This window comes from Bacillus sp. FSL W8-0848, assembly GCF_038007805.1.
Classification (GTDB): domain Bacteria; phylum Bacillota; class Bacilli; order Bacillales; family Bacillaceae; genus Bacillus; species Bacillus glycinifermentans.
Map to the genome: position 1 here is coordinate 1266918 of NZ_JBBOYB010000001.1, position 19757 is coordinate 1286674.

19 protein-coding genes are annotated in these 19757 nt (G+C 47.2%); 17 read left to right on the forward strand and 2 right to left on the reverse strand.

Features of this window, described 5'->3' with window-relative positions; translation table 11 throughout:
* Window positions 1–8: 8 nt before the first annotated feature.
* From NSQ39_RS06795 to NSQ39_RS06855, 13 genes are all read left to right on the forward strand, one after another.
* Window positions 9–392, forward strand: coding sequence for an Asp23/Gls24 family envelope stress response protein (locus NSQ39_RS06795; protein ID WP_175077349.1), 384 nt, complete (start codon window positions 9–11; stop codon window positions 390–392).
* A 289-nt stretch (window positions 393–681) separates the two neighbouring features.
* A complete protein-coding gene (nusB, locus tag NSQ39_RS06800) occupies window positions 682–1071 on the forward strand; it encodes a transcription antitermination factor NusB (RefSeq protein ID WP_046131880.1) in 390 nt (129 codons plus the stop codon).
* A gap of 16 nt (window positions 1072–1087) precedes the next feature.
* Window positions 1088–1936 (forward strand): bifunctional methylenetetrahydrofolate dehydrogenase/methenyltetrahydrofolate cyclohydrolase FolD, encoded by an 849-nt coding sequence (gene folD, locus NSQ39_RS06805; protein WP_175077341.1) that lies wholly within the window; start codon window positions 1088–1090, stop codon window positions 1934–1936.
* A gap of 74 nt (window positions 1937–2010) precedes the next feature.
* A complete protein-coding gene (gene xseA, locus NSQ39_RS06810; protein ID WP_175077340.1) occupies window positions 2011–3360 on the forward strand; it encodes an exodeoxyribonuclease VII large subunit in 1350 nt (449 codons plus the stop codon).
* Window positions 3353–3613 (forward strand): exodeoxyribonuclease VII small subunit, encoded by a 261-nt coding sequence (locus NSQ39_RS06815; RefSeq protein ID WP_046131877.1) that lies wholly within the window; start codon window positions 3353–3355, stop codon window positions 3611–3613. Before xseA ends, NSQ39_RS06815 begins: the two co-directional genes overlap by 8 nt.
* Window positions 3603–4493: a polyprenyl synthetase family protein gene (locus NSQ39_RS06820; protein WP_175077339.1), complete on the forward strand. Its 891-nt coding sequence runs from the start codon at window positions 3603–3605 to the stop codon at window positions 4491–4493. The genes NSQ39_RS06815 and NSQ39_RS06820 overlap by 11 nt, the downstream gene beginning before the upstream one ends.
* A 265-nt stretch (window positions 4494–4758) precedes the next feature.
* Window positions 4759–6660, forward strand: coding sequence for a 1-deoxy-D-xylulose-5-phosphate synthase (dxs, locus tag NSQ39_RS06825; protein ID WP_341014417.1), 1902 nt, complete (start codon window positions 4759–4761; stop codon window positions 6658–6660).
* Complete coding sequence (locus NSQ39_RS06830; RefSeq protein WP_341014418.1) at window positions 6657–7502, forward strand: TlyA family RNA methyltransferase; 846 nt, start codon at window positions 6657–6659, stop codon at window positions 7500–7502. Before dxs ends, NSQ39_RS06830 begins: the two co-directional genes overlap by 4 nt.
* 106 nt (window positions 7503–7608) lie before the next feature.
* A complete protein-coding gene (ahrC, locus tag NSQ39_RS06835; RefSeq protein WP_341014419.1) occupies window positions 7609–8058 on the forward strand; it encodes a transcriptional regulator AhrC/ArgR in 450 nt (149 codons plus the stop codon).
* A 30-nt stretch (window positions 8059–8088) separates the two neighbouring features.
* Window positions 8089–9819 carry a DNA repair protein RecN gene (recN, locus tag NSQ39_RS06840; RefSeq protein WP_341014420.1) on the forward strand — a complete coding sequence of 577 codons (1731 nt, stop codon included), beginning with the start codon at window positions 8089–8091 and terminating at the stop codon, window positions 9817–9819.
* Window positions 9820–9990: 171 nt separating this feature from the next.
* On the forward strand, window positions 9991–11307 hold the full coding sequence (spoIVB, locus tag NSQ39_RS06845) for a SpoIVB peptidase (RefSeq protein WP_341016881.1): 1317 nt from the start codon (window positions 9991–9993) through the stop codon (window positions 11305–11307).
* 288 nt (window positions 11308–11595) lie between these two features.
* Window positions 11596–12396: a sporulation transcription factor Spo0A gene (spo0A, locus tag NSQ39_RS06850; RefSeq protein WP_048353339.1), complete on the forward strand. Its 801-nt coding sequence runs from the start codon at window positions 11596–11598 to the stop codon at window positions 12394–12396.
* A 331-nt stretch (window positions 12397–12727) separates the two neighbouring features.
* Window positions 12728–12955, forward strand: a complete 228-nt coding sequence (locus NSQ39_RS06855) for a hypothetical protein (protein WP_175077337.1) — start codon at window positions 12728–12730, stop codon at window positions 12953–12955.
* 165 nt (window positions 12956–13120) lie between these two features.
* Here NSQ39_RS06855 and NSQ39_RS06860 read toward each other — a convergent pair whose 3' ends face one another.
* Window positions 13121–14035, reverse strand: coding sequence for a class I SAM-dependent methyltransferase (locus NSQ39_RS06860; RefSeq protein ID WP_175077336.1), 915 nt, complete (start codon window positions 14033–14035; stop codon window positions 13121–13123).
* Window positions 14036–14374: 339 nt separating this feature from the next.
* Here NSQ39_RS06860 and NSQ39_RS06865 point away from each other — a divergent pair, with 339 nt between their 5' ends.
* On the forward strand, window positions 14375–15100 hold the full coding sequence (locus NSQ39_RS06865; protein WP_046131868.1) for a glycerophosphodiester phosphodiesterase: 726 nt from the start codon (window positions 14375–14377) through the stop codon (window positions 15098–15100).
* A gap of 34 nt (window positions 15101–15134) precedes the next feature.
* Here NSQ39_RS06865 and NSQ39_RS06870 read toward each other — a convergent pair whose 3' ends face one another.
* Window positions 15135–15389, reverse strand: a complete 255-nt coding sequence (locus tag NSQ39_RS06870) for a DUF2627 domain-containing protein (protein WP_175077335.1) — start codon at window positions 15387–15389, stop codon at window positions 15135–15137.
* Window positions 15390–15540: 151 nt separating this feature from the next.
* On the opposite strand from NSQ39_RS06870, the gene NSQ39_RS06875 reads away from it, so the two are divergent.
* The 3 genes from NSQ39_RS06875 (at window position 15541) to bcd (ending at window position 19745) form a co-directional block, all read left to right on the forward strand.
* Window positions 15541–17610, forward strand: coding sequence for a sigma-54 interaction domain-containing protein (locus tag NSQ39_RS06875; protein WP_175077334.1), 2070 nt, complete (start codon window positions 15541–15543; stop codon window positions 17608–17610).
* Window positions 17611–17735: 125 nt separating this feature from the next.
* Window positions 17736–18647: a phosphate butyryltransferase gene (yqiS, locus tag NSQ39_RS06880; protein ID WP_175077333.1), complete on the forward strand. Its 912-nt coding sequence runs from the start codon at window positions 17736–17738 to the stop codon at window positions 18645–18647.
* Window positions 18648–18650: 3 nt separating this feature from the next.
* On the forward strand, window positions 18651–19745 hold the full coding sequence (gene bcd, locus NSQ39_RS06885) for a branched-chain amino acid dehydrogenase (protein WP_046131864.1): 1095 nt from the start codon (window positions 18651–18653) through the stop codon (window positions 19743–19745).
* Window positions 19746–19757: the final 12 nt, after the last annotated feature.

Consider the following 19757-nt stretch of genomic DNA (forward strand, 5'->3'; position numbering starts at 1 on the left):
TATTGGACATGAGCCATGAAGAAAACCATTTGGGGAGAGTGGAAATCGCTCCCGAAGTCATTGAGGTAATCGCTGGAATCGCGGCATCCGAAGTCGAAGGCGTTGCCGAAATGCGCGGCAATTTTGCAACGGGCGTTGTGGAGCGCTTCGGCAAAAAGAACCACGGCAAAGGCGTTAAAGTCGATCTGTCTGATGACGGGATTACGATTGACGTATTCTGCGTCATGTTATTCGGCGTGTCGATTCCGAAGGTCGCAAGTGCTGTCCAGGACAACATCCGCCAGACGCTCCTCAATATGACTGCTCTTTCGATTAATGAAATTAATATTCACATCGTTGGAATTCAATTTGATTCAAAAACGCATGAAGTTGAAATTGATCAAGAGATGTAGCGCGGTTGAATGGAAGAACCAAGGGGACCCGACGGCCCTTTGGTTTTTTCGTGTCCAGCCTTTAAAAAATGCTTTTTAAAAAGCATCATTCTGACCATTGCGATGAAAAATAAAAAGGATGCAAGAGAAAGTACACAGAAAACGAATGATTTCCGGGGGATTTCATTTATTATTCGGTTATAACCGATAAAACCTCGATTTTTGCATGCGAAAAGACTAAAAATATGATATGATCTCTTTGTGGCTTAACCGGTTAGCAGCAAAGAGGGTTAAAGGAGAAAAAGAAAGAATGAAAAGAAGAACAGCAAGAGAAAAGGCTTTGCAGTCATTATTCCAAATTGACGTCAGCGATATTGAACCGAAAGAAGCGATGGCCCATGCCCTGGACGGCATGGAAAGCGACGCTTTTTTCGAACAGCTTGTCTACGGGGTCTTAGAGAATAAGGAAAAAATCGATGAGATGATCACGCGCCATCTCGTCAATTGGAAGCTTGACAGACTGGCAAATGTCGACCGCGCCATTTTGCGCTTATCAGCATATGAAATGGCGTTTGTAGACGATATACCGGCCAGCGTCTCTATGAATGAAGCGATTGAGCTGGCAAAGCAATTTGGGGATGACAAGTCGGCGAAGTTTATAAACGGTGTTCTTTCTAACATTAAGTCCGATCTTGAATAATTTAGGAGGAGAGCAAATGACAGCAACCATCATCGACGGGAAAGAAACAGCAAAAGAAAAGCGCGGGCAGCTGGCCAAGGAAGTTGAAGAACTGAAAAAACAAGGAGTTACCCCGGGACTGGCCGTTATTTTAATCGGCGATGATCCGGCGTCTCTTTCATATGTGCGCGGCAAGAAAAAAGCGGCTGAGGCTATGGGGATTCGTTTTCAATTGGATCATTTCGACTCAAGCTTCACCGAACAGCAGCTGCTTGAGGTGATCGATCAATACAACAATAATGACGACTTTCACGGAATTCTTGTCCAGCTGCCTCTTCCGGAGCATATTTCCGAACAAGCGGTGATCGAAAAAATTTCCCCTGACAAAGATGTCGACGGGTTTCATCCGTTGAACGTCGGGAAGATGCTGCTCGGCGAAGATACATTTCTGCCTTGCACACCTGCGGGCATCATCGAGCTATTGAAAAAAACCGGCGTCGATTTGTCAGGAAAAGAGGTTGTTGTCGTCGGCAGAAGCAATATTGTCGGAAAGCCTGTAGGGCAGCTTCTTCTGAACGAAAACGCAACCGTCACATATTGCCATTCAAGAACGGCCGATATTACGGCGCATACGAAAAAAGCCGATGTTCTCATCGTAGCAGTAGGGAAAGCTAATTTTATCAAAGCGGATCAAATTAAAGAAGGAGCCGTCGTCATCGATGTCGGCGTCAACCGCCTTGAAAACGGAAAACTTGTTGGGGACGTGGCGTTCGAAGAGGCGAAAGAGAAAGCTTCCTACATCACGCCTGTACCGGGCGGAGTCGGTCCGATGACCATCACCATGCTTGCCCATAATACGGTTAAATCAGCGAAACGTTCGTTGTAACGGACAGCCGTTCATCCGTCAGAAACCCTGGCGGATGAACATTTTTGATGCCGGCTGGAAAGGAGGCTCTCGCCATGGATGAAGTAGCATTTGTCACGGTTACCGCATTGACAAAATACATTAAACGCAAATTTGACGTCGATCCCCATCTAGATGACCTTTGGATCAAGGGTGAGCTGTCAAATGTAAAAATACATAGCAGGGGCCATATTTATTTTACGCTGAAAGATGACAACGCCCGCATACAGGCCGTCATGTTCGCCAGACAAAACAAAAGCCTCGGCTTTACTCCCGAAAACGGAATGAAGGTGCTGGTAAGAGGCGGCATTACGGTGTATGAACCGAGCGGCAATTATCAGCTTTACGCTAAAGAAATGCAGCCCGACGGAATCGGGGCGCTTCATTTGGCATATGAAGAACTAAAGAAAAAGCTGTCGCAAGAAGGGCTGTTTGACGAAGCGCACAAAAAGCCCATCCCCGCTTTTCCGTCAGTCATCGGTGTCGTCACGTCCCCTACAGGAGCGGCTGTACGGGACGTCATCACCACTATTAAAAGAAGATATCCCCTCGTAAAAGTGATTGTCCTCCCAACCCTTGTTCAGGGAACAAACGCCAGTGAATCCATCGTCAGAAGCATCGAAGAGGCCAACCGCAGACAGCTGTGCGATGTGCTGATCGTCGGGCGCGGAGGGGGATCGATAGAAGAGCTGTGGGCTTTTAATGAAGAAATCGTTGCAAGGGCGATTTTTGCATCCGACATCCCGATCATATCAGCCGTCGGACACGAAACCGACTTTACGATCAGCGATTTTACTGCCGATCTGCGCGCAGCAACCCCTACGGGAGCCGCCGAGCTTGCCGTCCCGAATATGCTTGATTTGATGGAGCGTCTGAAAACACTGGATGTCCGAATGACAAAAGCGATGCAGCAGGGTTTGCGAAAGCGGCAGGAGCTTTTGAATTACCTTCAATCCTCATATGCTTTTCGTTATCCGAAAAGGCTGTACGCCCAAAAGGAACAGGAGTTTGACCTTATATTCGACCGTTTTCAAAAGCAGATCGTCCTGACCTTGGACCGGAAAAAGCAGAAGCTGAGCGAGCAGTCGTACAAATTGCAGATGCGCCATCCGGAAGAACAGCTCAGGCAGGCGAGAAGACGGCACGGGGAACAGACAGAACGGCTGAAACGGAATATGAGCGTGCAGCTCAAGCAGATTCATTCGCAGTTTCAGACGGTTCTTGGTAAACTGAATGCATTGAGCCCTCTTCAAGTCATGGAAAGAGGGTACAGTCTGACATATAAAGAAGACGAATTGATCAAAAGTATCGAACAGGTGCAGGAAAATGACGAGATCCAAGTCAAATTAAAAGACGGGACGCTGGCCTGTGAAGTACGTCAGAAGAGAGGCGAAACAAATGGCTGAAGAAAAGAAAAATAATCAGGAAGAAATAACGTTTGAAGAGGCCATGAAAGGTCTTGAACAAATCGTATCAAAACTGGAGGAAGGGGACGTGCCTTTGGAAAAAGCGATCGATTATTTCCAGGAAGGCATGCTTCTTTCGAAGATGTGCCACGAAAAGCTGCAACATGTAGAGAAGCAGATGGACTACATTTTGCGGGAAAACGGGGAATTGGCTCCTTTCAGCGTTCGGGAGGAGGAAAAAGGTGACCAGTAAGCTAGAAGGATTTTTAAAAACGAGAAAAGCGTTAATCGAACAGCGTCTTCCTTTATATATTCAAGAGCTACAAGCGCCGGCAACCCTTAAACAATCCATGCTTTACTCTCTGGAAGCTGGAGGAAAAAGGCTGAGGCCGATTTTGGTGCTTGCTCTTCTTCATGCATACGGAAAGCATGAAGAGGACGGCATACCGGTCGGCTGTGCGGTTGAAATGATCCATACGTATTCGCTGATCCATGATGACCTTCCTTGCATGGACGACGATGATTTAAGAAGAGGAAAACCGACAAACCATAAAATATACGGCGAAGCGACGGCAGTGCTTGCAGGCGATGCTCTGCTGACGGAAAGCTTTAAAATGATTACCACACACGTCTCATTTAACGTCCCGGCTGAAAAGCGGCTCAGGATTGTGAATGAGCTCGTCTCTGCTGCGGGTGCGGAAGGCATGGTCGGCGGCCAAATTTTGGATATGGAAGCGGAGTCAAAACCCGTGTCATTACAAGAGCTTCAATCGATTCATGAAGGAAAAACGGCCAAACTCCTCAGCTTCAGCGTAATTGCGGGAGCGATTCTTGCGGACGCGCCGGAAGAAGAGATTGAAAAGCTTCGCGAATTCGGGCATCATATCGGGATCGGCTTTCAAATCAGGGACGACATTTTGGATCTAGAAGGCTCAGAGGATAAAATCGGCAAGCGGATCGGATCTGATACGACGAACGGAAAATCGACCTATCCGTCGCTTCTGTCGGTGGAAGGGGCCAAACAAAAGCTCAACGAGCATATCGAAAAGGCGAAGCGGCTGATCTCAGAGCTCTCGCTTGAAAAAAAGCTGCTGTATGAACTGTGCGATATGATTGCAGACCGCGACCATTGATGCTGCGGTTCCCATTTGAGTATAAAAGAGTGGTTATGATAAAATGTTAACAGTTGAACTTTAAAACGCCGCGCCGTTATCACGATGTGTTAGCGGCTGTTTTTTCAGACTGAAGCGTCCGCATATGCAAGTTTGCGCATGAGGGTGGGTTCATCATATAATAATGCAAGCTGATAAAAATGGATGGTATCCTTTTTAAAATAAAATGCAATCAATGAAGCAAGGCGCATACTTGCAGAAATCATCTGAAAGTGAGTTGATCCGATTGGATCTGTTATCTATAAAAGACCCTACGTTTTTAAAACATCTTTCCATTCAGGAACTGGAAAGCTTGAGCGCTGAGATTCGCCGCTTTTTAATTGAAACGCTTTCTGAATCGGGAGGCCACATCGGTCCGAATCTTGGCGTTGTCGAGCTTACGATCGCTCTTCATCGGGAATTTAACAGCCCGAAAGACAAATTTTTATGGGATGTCGGGCATCAATCGTATGTTCACAAGCTTTTGACCGGCCGCGGAAAGGAATTTTCGACATTGCGCCAGCATAAAGGTCTGTGCGGCTTTCCGAAGCGGAACGAGAGCGAACACGATGTCTGGGAAACGGGCCACAGCTCAACTTCTCTTTCCGGAGCGATGGGAATGGCGGTTGCCAGGGATTTAAAAGGTACGGACGAGTACATCATCCCGATCATCGGCGACGGGGCTCTTACGGGCGGCATGGCGCTTGAAGCGCTGAACCACATCGGACATGAACAAAAAGATATGATCGTCATTTTAAATGACAATGAGATGAGCATCGCCCCGAACGTCGGAGCGATTCATTCCATGCTCGGAAGACTGCGCACGGCGGGAAAATACCAATGGGTGAAAGATGAGCTTGAATACTTGTTCAAGCGCATACCGGCCGTTGGCGGAAAGCTCGCCGCGACGGCTGAGCGCGTCAAAGACAGCCTGAAATACCTTTTAGTGTCCGGGATGTTTTTTGAAGAGCTCGGTTTTACGTATCTGGGGCCTGTGGACGGCCATTCCTATGAAGAGCTGTTTGAAAATATGCAGTATGCGAAGAAAACGAAGGGGCCTGTACTCCTTCACGTCATTACGAAGAAAGGGAAGGGCTATAAGCCTGCCGAAGCGGACAAAACCGGAACATGGCACGGTACGGGACCATATAAAATCGATACGGGAGATTTTGTCAAACCGAAGGCCGCCGCTCCCTCGTGGAGCGCCCTTGTCAGCGAAACGGTCCGGAAGCTTGCCAGGGAAGACGAACGAATCGTCGCCATCACCCCGGCCATGCCGGTCGGTTCCAAGCTTGAAGGATTCGCAAGCGAATTTCCCGACAGAATGTTTGACGTCGGGATAGCCGAACAGCATGCCGCAACGATGGCGGCCGGCCTTGCGACACAGAATATGAAGCCGTTTCTCGCGATTTATTCGACATTTCTTCAGCGCGCTTATGACCAGGTCGTCCACGATATTTGCCGGCAAAACTTAAACGTGTTTATCGGCATTGACAGGGCGGGGCTCGTCGGCGCTGACGGCGAAACCCATCAAGGCGTATTTGATATCGCTTTTTTGAGGCATATTCCAAACCTTGTGCTGATGATGCCGAAAGACGAAAATGAAGGCCAGCACATGGTCAACACGGCGGTCCGCTACGATGACGGCCCGATCGCCATGCGCTTCCCGCGCGGAAACGGTCTCGGCGTCAAAATGGATAAAGAGCTGAAGACGATTCCGATCGGAACGTGGGAAGTTCTGAGACCAGGAACAGACGCGGTGATTTTAACATTCGGCACGACCATTCAAATGGCGCTCGATGCCGCAGAAGACCTTCAAAAAGAAGGCCGCTCCGTCAGAGTGGTGAATGCCCGCTTTATCAAACCGCTTGACGAAGCCATGCTCAAGGGCATCTTGAACGAAGGTCTTCCGATTTTAACGATCGAAGAAGCCGTTCTTCAAGGCGGATTCGGCAGCTCGATCCTTGAATTTGCCCATGACCATCAATCATACAGTCCGATGATTGACAGGATGGGGATACCTGATCGCTTCATCGAGCACGGAAGCGTTGCAAAGCTTCTTGAAGAGATCGGCTTGACGAAGGAAGATGTCATCAGACGAATCAGACTGCTGACACCCGTAAAGACTCATAAAGGAATTGGATCATGACAGCAAAAAAAGAACGGCTAGACGTATTACTTGTAGAAAGAGGGTTAATCGAAACCCGCGAAAAAGCGAAAAGGGCGATTATGGCCGGAATCGTCTATACGAATGAAAACAGGCTGGACAAACCGGGCGAGAAGGTTGACCGCACCATTCCGCTGACGATTAAAGGAAAGGCATTGCAATACGTCAGCAGAGGCGGTTTAAAGCTCGAAAAAGCGCTCAAGCAATTCCATCTGTCTGTACGCGGCAAAACGATGATTGACATCGGTTCATCAACCGGCGGTTTTACGGACTGCGCCCTGCAAAACGGCGCCGCACGCTCGTATGCCGTTGATGTGGGCTATAACCAGCTCGCATGGAAGTTGAGACAGGATGAACGGGTCATCGTCATGGAACGCACCAATTTCCGGTATTGTACGCCTGCCGATTTTACGGAAGGCCTGCCGGAATTTGCGACGATAGACGTTTCGTTCATTTCGCTGAAAATCATCTTGCCGGTCTTGAAGACGATTTTAGTTCCCGGAAGCGATTGCGTGGCGCTCGTCAAACCGCAATTCGAAGCAGGTCGCGAATCCGTGGGTAAAAAGGGCATCGTCCGCGACCCGCTCGTTCATAAGGCTGTGCTGAATGACATTAGCCGGTTTGCCGCGCAGGAAGGATACGACTGCAAAAATGCATCGTTTTCCCCGATTACAGGCGGTGACGGCAATATCGAATTTCTCCTTCATTTACAGTGGGCGGGGCAGGACAAGCCCGGAGCGGCGATTCCGGAAGGGATGGTCAATCAAATTGTCGAAGAAGCCCACAAGACACTAAAAGCGAAAAAGTCGGACGAAAAGGAATAATAGCGGGCTATTATTCCTTTTTTATCGTAATCGTGTACTTTTTCTTTAAAATCAGATAACATATTTGTATAAACATACACAATACCTGTATAAACAGAGGTGCAAAATGAACAAAGGTCAAAGGCATATTAAAATCAGGGAGATTATTACAGCAAACGAAATCGAGACGCAGGACGAGCTCGTCGATATTTTAAAGAAAGACGGCTATAATGTGACACAAGCCACCGTATCCCGCGATATTAAAGAACTCCATTTGGTCAAGGTTCCGACAAACAACGGCACGTATAAATACAGCCTGCCTGCCGATCAGCGCTTTAACCCCCTTTCCAAATTAAAAAGGGCATTGATGGATGCGTTTGTCAAAATCGATTCGGCCAGCCATATGATCGTCCTCAAGACAATGCCGGGCAACGCCCAGGCGATCGGCGCGCTGATGGACAACTTGGATTGGGAGGAAATCCTCGGGACGATCTGCGGGGATGACACCATTTTGATCATATGCCGGACGCCGGACGATACGGAGACCGTGCAGAAAAAAATATTGGAGCTTTTATAATGAAAGCCTGAAAAGAGGTGCGATAAAAGCTTGTTAGCTGAATTATCGATCAAGAACTTTGCGATTATCGAAGAACTAACGATTTCTTTTGAAAAAGGACTGACGGTTTTGACCGGTGAAACCGGCGCCGGAAAATCAATCATCATCGATGCGATTTCGCTGCTCGTCGGCGGCAGAGGATCATCAGAATTTGTCAGGTACGGAGAAAAAAGGGCGGAATTGGAAGGGCTTTTTCTGCTTGACGAGGGACATCCGGTTTTTGATATGTGCAGAGAGCTCGGCATCGAAGCATCAGACGGCATGATCGTGATGAGGCGTGACATTAACGCCAACGGCAAAAGCATCTGCCGTGTCAACGGAAAGCTCGTAACGATCGCCGCTTTGCGGGAAGTCGGCAGGCTTTTGTTGGACATCCACGGCCAGCACGATAACCAGCTTTTGATGGAAGACGATCATCACCTCGAGCTTTTGGACCGCTATGCCGGGGAGGAAATCGAAAAAGCGCTGAAAGCATATCAGGAAGTGTACGGCCGATATATGAACGTCATGAAAAAGGTCAAGCAGCTTTCTGAAAGCGAGCAGGAAATGGCTCACAGACTCGACTTGATCCAGTTTCAGCTTGACGAAATCGAATCTGCAAATCTCGAGCCGAAAGAGGACGAGCTTTTAGAAGAAGAGCGCCGGCAGATTTCCAACTTTGAGAAAATATACGAAGCTTTGCAAAATGCCTACAATGCGCTTCGAAATGAACAGGCGGGCCTCGATTGGGTCGGCATGGCTTCCAGCGAGCTTGAGAATGTGTCAGGCATCAATGACGGACTGAAGAGAATATCCGAATCCGTCGCAAACGCCTACTACACGCTGGAAGACTCGACGTTTCAAATCAGAAACATGCTCGACGAATTGGAATACGACCCTGCGCGCCTCGACTTCATTGAATCACGCTTGAACGAAATTAAACAGCTGAAGCGGAAATACGGCGCCACAGTTGAAGATATTCAAGCCTATTCGGCTAAAATCGAGGAAGAAATCGACCGCATTCAAAACCGGGACAGCCACCTGCAGGCTTTAAAAGAGGAGCTTGAATCGGTCGGCCAGGATGTCGCGATCGAAGCGATGAATGTGTCAGAGATCAGAAAAGCATGGGCGAAAAAACTCGCCAAAGATATTCACCGCGAACTAAAAGAGCTGTACATGGAAAAATCAACGTTCGATACCGAATTTGAGATCAAAACGGGCGATGCCCGAGAAGACGCGCCTGTTGTCAACGGAACGCCCGTTCACCTGACAAAGCAGGGCATTGACACCGTCCGCTTTTTGATTTCGACCAATACGGGAGAACCGCTGAAATCGTTGTCAAAAGTCGCTTCAGGCGGCGAATTGTCAAGGATTATGCTGGCGATGAAAAGCATTTTCTCCGCACAGCAGGACGTCACATCGATCATTTTTGACGAAGTGGATACAGGCGTAAGCGGAAGGGTGGCGCAGGCGATCGCCGAGAAAATCCACCGCGTATCGATTGGTTCACAGGTGCTGTGCATCACCCATTTGCCGCAAGTCGCCGCAATGGCGGACACGCACCTTTTGATTACAAAGCAGTCCAAAGACGGGAGAACGACGACAAGCGTTACCCCTTTGTCAAAACAGGAAAAAATATCGGAAATCGGCCGGATGATCGCCGGCGTCGAAGTCACCGATCTGACGAAACGCCATGCAAAAGAGCTTTTGCAGCAGGCCAAACTCGTCAAAACGACCGGATAAGCTGTTCAACACGAACAGCTTATTTTTTATCTTTCCATGTTTGCCTGACTTGATCCGCATTTTTCTTATACAAACGTTTCTTTATCATTTTATCCAATGTTTTTCTTGCGTTCACGGTTATAAATCACCGTCAGGAAGGCAAAAGTAATGGATGTAGCGAAAGAAATTTTTATGGTGTGGGTTAGGTGCGAGGAGAGTGAAAAGGTGGATGTTGAAAAAATCAGAAAAGCTGTGGGTATAATTCTCCTTGTTTCTTTAATAAGTGTAGGATTTTACAAACCGGTGAAAGAATACATTGAAATACCAAAAAACATGAACATTTTTGAGACGGATTCGCGTGCCGTTCAGACAGGCCTGTCCGTCAGCATACCCGAAGACGAATCATCAGAAGCATTTACTTTAAAAGAAAATAAAGGCGAAGTGGAAATAAAAGGCGAACAAAACGGAAAGGCTGAGCTTGTTTATGACTTTGCCGGATTTCCTGTCAAAAAAACGAAAGTGAATGTTCTGCCCGAGCTTAAAGTCGTGCCCGGCGGGCAGTCGATCGGCGTCAAGCTTCACTCTGTGGGGGTATTGGTTGTCGGCTTTCACCAAATCAATACAAATGACGGAAAAAAATCACCCGGTGAAGCAGCCGGAATCGCGGTAGGCGACATAATCACCGAAATCAACGGAACGAAAATCGAAAAAATGAATGACATCACCCCTTTTATTCAAAAGGCGGGGAAAACAGGAGAGACCTTGAACCTGTTGATTAAAAGGGATAAACAGGAGATCAAGACAAAGCTTGTTCCGGAAAAGGATCAGGCTGAAGACAAATACAGAATCGGCTTATACATCAGGGACTCAGCCGCTGGAATCGGCACGATGACCTTTTATGAGCCGAAATCGAAAAAATACGGGGCATTGGGCCACGTCATTTCCGACATGGATACAAAAAAGCCGATCGTCGTTGAAAACGGCCAGATCGTAAAATCAACCGTCACATCAATCGAAAAAGGAACAGGCGGAAATCCGGGAGAAAAACTGGCCCGTTTTGCATCAGAACGAAAAGTCATCGGCGACATTAACAGAAACAGTCCTTTTGGAATATTCGGGACGCTTCATCAGTCAATCAAAAACCGCATTTCAGACAAAGCCATTCCGATTGCATTTTCAAACGAAGTCAAAGAAGGGCCGGCACAGATTTTGACGGTCATCGAAAACGACAAAGTCGAGAAATTCGATATCCAAATCGTCAGCACAACTCCGCAAAAATTTCCCGCCACTAAGGGAATGGTGCTGAAAATTACCGATCCGAGACTGATCAATAAAACAGGGGGCATCGTTCAAGGAATGAGCGGCAGCCCGATTATACAAAACGGGAAAATCATCGGGGCGGTCACCCACGTTTTCGTCAATGATCCGACAAGCGGCTACGGCGTTCACATCGAATGGATGCTTTCTGAAGCGGGAATCGATATTTACAAAAAGGATAAAGCGAGCTGAACTGCCGGGATCCCCGGCAGTTTTTGATTACACCTTTCATTCTTCATCATCGTGCGTTAAAATAGGGATGAAAAGATTTTTCGACAAATTCACGTTCCTCTGTTTGTCAAGCTGCATTTCAAGTCGAAAAAACGAGAAAATCTGAAAAAAACCGAAAAAAAGCAAGATATCCCACTAATATTGGAAAAATCATTTTTTTTAAAAGGGAATAATGTGGCGCTGTCGAATTAAACATATTAGAAAAAGATTGATGAATTTTATCAACATACACATTGGGGAGGAAGAAACGTGGAGAAAATTAAAGTATGTGTTGCTGATGATAACAGGGAGCTTGTCGGCCTATTAAGTGAATATATCGAGGGTCAGAATGACATGGAAGTGATCGGCGTGGCATATAACGGACAAGAATGTCTTTCTCTGTTTAAAGACAAGGAGCCTGACGTGCTCGTGCTGGACATTATCATGCCTCATCTCGACGGACTGGCAGTTTTGGAAAGGCTGCGGGAATCCCAGCTGAAAAAACAGCCGAACGTCATCATGCTGACTGCTTTCGGTCAGGAAGACGTGACGAAAAAAGCCGTGGATTTAGGCGCATCGTACTTTATTCTGAAGCCGTTTGATATGGAGAATCTCGTCGGCCACATCCGCCAAGTCAGCGGAAACGGTTCTCAAATGACGCACCGCGCCCCTTCGGTTCAAAGCAGCGTCCTCCGTCCGCAGCCTGAATCGCCAAAGAAAAACCTGGACGCCAGCATCACGAGCATCATCCACGAAATCGGCGTTCCCGCCCATATTAAAGGGTACTTATACTTAAGAGAAGCCATCTCCATGGTGTATAACGATATTGAACTGCTCGGCAGCATTACGAAAGTGCTGTATCCGGACATCGCCAAAAAATTCAACACGACCGCAAGCCGGGTCGAACGGGCGATTCGCCACGCCATCGAAGTCGCATGGAGCAGAGGCAACATCGACTCCATTTCTTCTCTGTTCGGCTACACCGTCAGCATGTCAAAAGCAAAGCCGACGAACAGCGAATTCATCGCGATGGTCGCAGATAAGCTGCGGTTGGAGCATAAGGCTTCTTAAGCGTGTTGTGGCGCGGGGATTGTGGATAATTGCCGCCCTTGTTTCTGATGGCTAATTCGTTGTAATTGCAATGAATGTAACAGAGGGTTTTTAACCTCGTCTTTTTAGACGGGGTATTTTTTTGCGCCTTTTAGTGGCCAGTACGAAATGACATCCTTTTATTACAGCTTGTTGTTATTGAGGTGAAATACGGAACCAACAATGAATAACCTAATAATCAGTTGCCATTACGCTTTATTGGGGGCAATGCCAAACAAATTAAGGGGGCCCGCAGTAAAGTTAGAAAATGAAACGCTAAAGTGGAAAGGTTATTTTGATGGGGAGCCCACAGATGACGAGAAAAAGTATAGCTTGTACAGAGGCAATAGCTGATTTTCCAATAATTAAGGACTGTGATGAAGAGGATATCAATCATAAGTTCCGCATTAAAAACGGAGAGGTTACAGTTTTTGGCATTTTAAGGTGGGAAGAAATAATTTCACAATTGATGCGAAAGCCGGGTGTCGTAGAATTTAGTTTCCATTATGTAACCGGCGGAGATAAAAACATTCTCCTTTGAAGACTCTAGAAAAACATCCAAATAAAAAAAGTCTCTACTTCGATGTTAATGGTTCGCCGGGACGTAGCTCTTCGAAGTCTGTAAATAATCTCTTGTCTATCAAATAAAATTCGCGCCAAAAAACTGCCGCTCAATGCATCATTGAGCGGCAGCAAAACCAAAACATTATTTTTTTACGGCATGAATGTAATGAATCGTCTCGAAAGCAGATAAATCATCCGTTCGATTGCGAAAGAAACGGTCGTTTATCGCGTCAGGCGTTAGATGCTCATAAATGAGCAAGCTTGAGGCTTCCAGCAGCTTCTCGATTTCTTCATAAGAGAAACACGATTTCATCGGTTCTCCGCTTGCTGCAGCCATTTTCACCATATTTTCAACTCTGTTGGATATTCCTTTTTCTTCATAGAGCCGTTCGTCCGCATAATCAAATACGATGGAACTGCCTGATGGGACTTTAGAAAATAAGCGGCTGATCAAGTTTGCATTTTCCTCTTTCGTTAAATAATAAGAAACACCTAAAAGGCTGAAGAAGGTTTTTTCGTTTTCGAATCCTTCATCTATCAGACTTTGATACGAAAACTCCCGGGTAAAGTCCATCGGAACAAAATGAAGATGATCCGGAATGTCATATTCGGTATTTTCCAGCCGTTTCTTTTTGAATTCCTGTGTGGATGGATGATCCACCTCGAAGACTTGGAAGCTGTTTTTCAGCTCTGGATGCCGGAAACAAAACGTATCCAGCCCGGCTCCGAGGATGACGTACTGTGTTAGTCCCAGCGTGGCTTCATGAAGCAGCACGCTTTCGCAATACGCTGCACGTGCCAATGGCGTCGGCGAAAGCTGGACTTGTGTAATCCATTTTAATATTTTTTCTCGGTCGTCCTGAAATTCTTGGGCAATGTCTCTGTTGAAAAACTGTATTCCTTGAATCATATTCTCGCTGATGTCTAAAAACTCTTTTTCGGAAATGAGATCTTTTGCAATGAAATCATCGAAAATTTTCGGTGCATCAAATTGACTGTGATAGGCTCTTCCAAATGCTGATATTAGGGAAGTTAAACTTGACTCGTTTGGCTTCATTCCTGCTCCTCCTGCATAAAAAATAAGATTCCCCCGGCCAGGAGAATCTTATTATATACAGAAATATTATAATAGTAAATTATAGCATAAATAAATTTTTTTGTAAAGGGAATATAAGGGATTATTTTTCTTTTGCTGAATCCAGCAAACTGCCTGCTTCAAAATGAAAGCGTCAATCTGAAAAACGCCTGTTTGGCGGTATTTGAGTCCGTCTTGAAAAAAGGAACCGTCTTTGTATTTTTGTAATGTTTATGTTAAAAAAAGGCCTAAGTGTGGAAAGAACATCATAAGACCTTCATAATGAGGGTGGATCGTTAATTCATTCAGAGGTGAACTTACATGACGAAAATATTTGCGCACAGAGGCGCTTCAGGGACATACCCTGAAAATACGATGACTGCATTTGAACGCGCGGCTGCATCTGGCGCCGACGGGATCGAGCTTGACGTACAGATGTCGAAAGACGGGCGTCTTGTCGTCATTCACGATGAGAAGCTCGACAGGACGACTTCTTTAAAGGGTTATATTAAAGATTTTACATACGATGAGATCAGGCAGGGGGATGCAAGTTTCCGCTTTTCCGAAAAGACCGGCTTTGTCACGGTGCCGACCCTTGAAGAGGTGTTTGACTGGGCGGCAAAAGGCGATTTTCTCGTCAATGTGGAGCTGAAAAACAGCATTGTCCGCTATGATGGGATGGAAGAAAAAGTGATGGCGCTTATTTCTGACTATAAGCTCGGGGACCGCATCATCATCTCTTCTTTTAACCATGAAAGTCTCGCCCATTGCCGGAAGCTGAACCCGGAGATCGAATTGGCTGCGCTTTACATGGATGTCATTTATAAGCCTGAACAATACGTAGACATGATTCCGGCATCCGGGTTCCATCCGTATCTCCGCTCGATGTCGCCGGATACGATCGCAAATGCTCATAAACAGAACAAAGCGGTCAGGCCGTTTACCGTCAATCGCGAGGAGGATATGAAGGAGCTGATTGCTGCCGGGGCAGACGGATTTTTTACCGATTTTCCCGAAAAAGCGATGAAACTGAAGGAAAGCATGTGATGAAAAAAGCCGCAGATGTTGATCTGCGGCTTTTTTATGCCCCGGGGCCGTTTTGTTTTTTTCTAAAGCGCGCACTTACCTGGTTTCGTTTTCTGTCTCTGTACAGGATGAAGCCTCCTAACAGGTAAAGCCCTATACAGAAGCATATTAGTCCTGTCAGCCCCTGGAGCCAAAGAATTTGAAACGGGCCGATGAGTACGCCGAATACAGTGTCTCGCATCAATTTAATCCCCAGCGCTGCCAAGCAGCCCGGAATCAGCAAAATCAGCAGTGCGACCAGTCTCCCCATACACCCAATCCCCTTACCAATCATTTTCCTTTATTGTCTATTTGAAAAAAAAGTTTGTCAAGAAAGGAAAACGTGATAACATAGGTGTTGTGCAAATTGTTGCAAGAGAACGTTTAAGTGTGCAAAATTTTTCATACAAAGGGGTAAAGGGATGAAGCAAAAGGTACTGATTGTAGGTGCTGGAAAAGGGGGAAGTGCTCTCTTAGACTTGCTGCTGAAGACGAAAACGATGCATATCGCGGCCGTCATCGACAAAAATCCGAAGGCGCCGGGACTGCTCATTGCCGAAAAAAACGGTATTGAAACCGCTCTGGACTGGCTGCCTTACATCGATCAGCAGATCGATATCATTATTGAAACGACCGGAGATCCCGGCGTATTGAAGCAGCTAGTCCGCAAAAAACCGGAAAGAACGATCGTTGTGCCGGGTTCGCTCGCTTATATCATTTCTCAATTGATGAATGAAAAGCAGCAGCTGATCCAAATGCTAAAAGAACAGACATACAAACACGACCGGATTTTTAATTCGATGAATGACGGCATGATTTTTATCGATATCAATGAAGAAATTATCCTGTTTAACAAAATGGCCGAGGAAATGACAGGTACAAAACGGGAGGAAGCGATCGGCCAGCACATTCAAAAGGTCATCCCGACGACGAAGCTTCCGCGCATTCTCAACACGAGAGAGCCGGAATACAATCAAAAACAGTTTTTAAAGCCGAACAGGCAGATTGTAACGACGAGGATTCCGATTATTGATGACGGCGGCACGCTGTTAGGCGCGCTCAGCATTTTTAAAGATATTACGGACGCGGTTGAACTGGCTGAAGAGGTGACAAACCTGAAGGAAGTCAGAACGATGCTTGAAGCGATCATTCAGTCGTCTGATGAAGCGATTTCCGTCGTCGATGAGAACGGAATCGGGATGATGATCAACAGGGCGTATACAAAAATGACCGGCCTGACAAAAGATGAGGTCATCGGAAAGCCAGCCAATACCGATATATCCGAAGGCGAAAGCATGCATTTGAAAGTGCTCGAAACAAGGCGGCCTGTCAGAGGCGCCAGAATGAAGGTCGGCCCGAATAAGAAAGAAGTGATCGTCAACGTTGCGCCGATTATCGTCGACGGGATTTTAAAAGGCAGCGTCGGCGTCATACAGGACGTGTCCGAAATCCAGTTGCTGACGAAGGAATTGAACAGAGCGCGCCAGATCATCCGCACGCTTGAAGCGAAATACACATTTGCCGACATTATCGGGTCCAGCGAGCAAATGCTTGTGGCTCTTGAGCAGGCGAAATTGGGGGCGAAAACGCCTGCCACGATTTTGCTCAGGGGTGAATCGGGAACGGGGAAGGAGCTTTTCGCCCATGCGATACATAACGAAAGTGACCGAAAGTATAATAAGTTTGTCCGGGTAAACTGTGCGGCTATTTCGGAATCTTTGCTTGAATCAGAGCTGTTCGGCTATGAAGAAGGCGCTTTTTCCGGCGCAAAGCGCGGCGGGAAAAAAGGGTTTTTTGAAGAGGCTAATAACGGAAGCATTTTTCTCGACGAGATCGGCGAACTGTCCCCGAGTACGCAGGCGAAGCTGCTCCGCGTTCTTCAGGAAAAAGAAATCGTCAGGGTCGGCGGGACAAAGCCGATCTCCGTGAACGTCAGAATTATTGCCGCGACCAACGTCAATATTGAAAAAGCGCTGGCCGAAGGCAGATTCCGCGAAGATTTATATTACCGCATCAATCGCTATCCGATTTCGATTCCGCCGCTTAGGCAGAGAAAAGAGGATATTGAAGCCCTAAGCCGCCATTTAATCGGAAAAATCAATCAGGAATACGGCCGCAATGTAAAGGGACTTACGAAAAAAGCTCTTAAATCGCTAACTGCAAGAAAATGGCCGGGAAATGTCAGGGAGCTTGAAAACGTCCTCGAGCGGGCGATGATCTTTTTAAAACCGCAGATGGAGTGGATTGACCTTGAACATCTCCCTGAAGCAGACAGTCCGAGGAAAAAGGCTGAAACCGGCCCGGCTTTTGCCGACATCGAAAACGAGAAGCTTTCGGATGCTGTTGAACGTTTTGAAGCGCATGTGATCAAAGAGACGCTGGAAAAACATCAATACAATCGAACGAAAACGGCAAAAGCGCTGGGCATCAGCATCCGCAACCTTTATTACAAAATGGATAAATACCATCTTGCAAAAGACAGCATGCAATGATCTGCATCTCTCACTGCAAATTTGTGCAGGGTTTTAGGCGGGAACGCCAGTCTGATCATTTTTTCTGACTGGCACGAAACTTGCATGAATAAGAGGGCGGATGTTTGCTTAGAAAGGTGGGTACTATGAAGCTGACACAACTATTTCAAAAAGCGGCGGAACTGGAAAATAAAACAGTTGCCGTCGCACATGCAGAAGATGACGAAGTGCTGCAAGCCGTCAAACTTGCGGTTGACAAGCAATTTGCCAGGTTTTTGCTGATCGGGCACAGAGAAAAGATCAGGCATATGATGAAAGAGCTGGATATTCCAAAACGGCACGTCGATATCATCCATTCGGAAACGCCGGAAGCTTCCTCGAAAATTGCGGTCCAATCCGTAAAGAACGGCAATGCAGATGTCCTGATGAAAGGGCACGTTCCGACTGCAGTTCTTCTGAAAGCCGTTTTGAATAAGGAATACGGCTTGCGTTCCTCACATGTGCTGTCACATGTCGCGGCGTTTGAAGTGGAAGGCTTTGACAGGCTGATATATGTAACAGACGCGGCGATGAACATCCATCCGAAGCTTGAAGAATTGAAACAGATTTTAGAAAATGCGGTTCGCGTGGCTAGAGCGGTCGGTGTACAAACGCCGAAAGCCGCCTGTCTTGCCGCTGTTGAAACGGTGAATCCCGCGATGGAAGCCACATTACATGCGGCTGCTTTAACGCAGATGAATCAGCGGGGCCAAATTAAAGACTGCTTCGTCGATGGGCCCCTTGCTTTGGACAATGCGATTTCCGAGCTTGCCGCCAGGCACAAAAACATTTCCGGAATCGTGGCCGGCCAGGCTGACATCCTGCTCGTTCCTTCCATAGAAACAGGCAATGTGCTTTACAAATCGCTGATTCATTTTGCGGGTGCAAAAGTGGGAGCTATTTTGGCAGGTGCAAAAGCGCCCATCGCTTTAACAAGCAGGGCCGATTCCGCGGAAAACAAATTGTATTCAATCGCTTTGGCGCTGTGTACGTCTGAAGCACGACAAGAGGAGGAATAATACATGGAACTATTTCGATATATGGAACAGTACGATTATGAACAATTGGTGTTTTGCCAGGATAAAGAATCCGGGTTAAAAGCGATTATCGCGATCCACGACACGACGCTCGGGCCGGCTTTGGGCGGTACGAGAATGTGGACATACGAAAGCGAAGAGGCCGCTATCGAAGACGCGCTTCGCCTTGCAAGGGGGATGACCTACAAAAACGCAGCTGCCGGATTGAACCTCGGCGGGGGCAAAACGGTCATTATCGGAGATCCGCGCAAAGATAAAAATGAGGAAATGTTCCGTGCTTTCGGCCGCTACATTCAAGGGTTGAACGGCAGATACATTACAGCTGAAGACGTGGGGACGACAGTTGAAGACATGGATATCATCCATGATGAGACGGATTTTGTAACGGGAATTTCCCCTGCCTTCGGCTCTTCGGGTAACCCTTCCCCAGTCACAGCGTACGGTGTATATAAGGGCATGAAAGCCGCGGCGAAGGAAGCGTTCGGAACGGATTCCCTTGAAGGCAGAACAGTTGCCGTCCAAGGCGTCGGAAATGTGGCGTACAATCTTTGCCGCCACCTTCATGAAGAAGGCGCAAGCCTGATCGTGACAGACATTAACAAAGAAGCGGTTGAGCGGGCCGTCGCTGACTTTGGCGCCAGGGCCGTCGATCCTGACGATATTTATTCACAGGATTGCGATATCTATGCGCCATGCGCCCTTGGAGCGACCATCAACGATGATACGATTCCGCAGTTCAAAGCAAAAGTGATAGCTGGGGCGGCCAACAATCAGCTGAAAGAAACCCGCCACGGCGATTTGATTCACGACATGGGCATCGTCTATGCGCCGGATTATGTCATCAATGCCGGCGGCGTCATCAACGTCGCAGATGAACTTTACGGCTACAATGCGGAGCGCGCCCTCAAAAAAGTCGAAGGAATTTACGCTAACATCGAAAGGGTCCTTGACATTTCAAAACGGGACGGCATTCCAACTTACTTGGCGGCAGACAGGCTTGCCGAAGAGCGGATTGAGCGGATGCGCCGTTCAAGAAGCCAATTTTTGCAAAACGGGCAGCACATTTTAAGCAGACGCTAATATCACTACCCC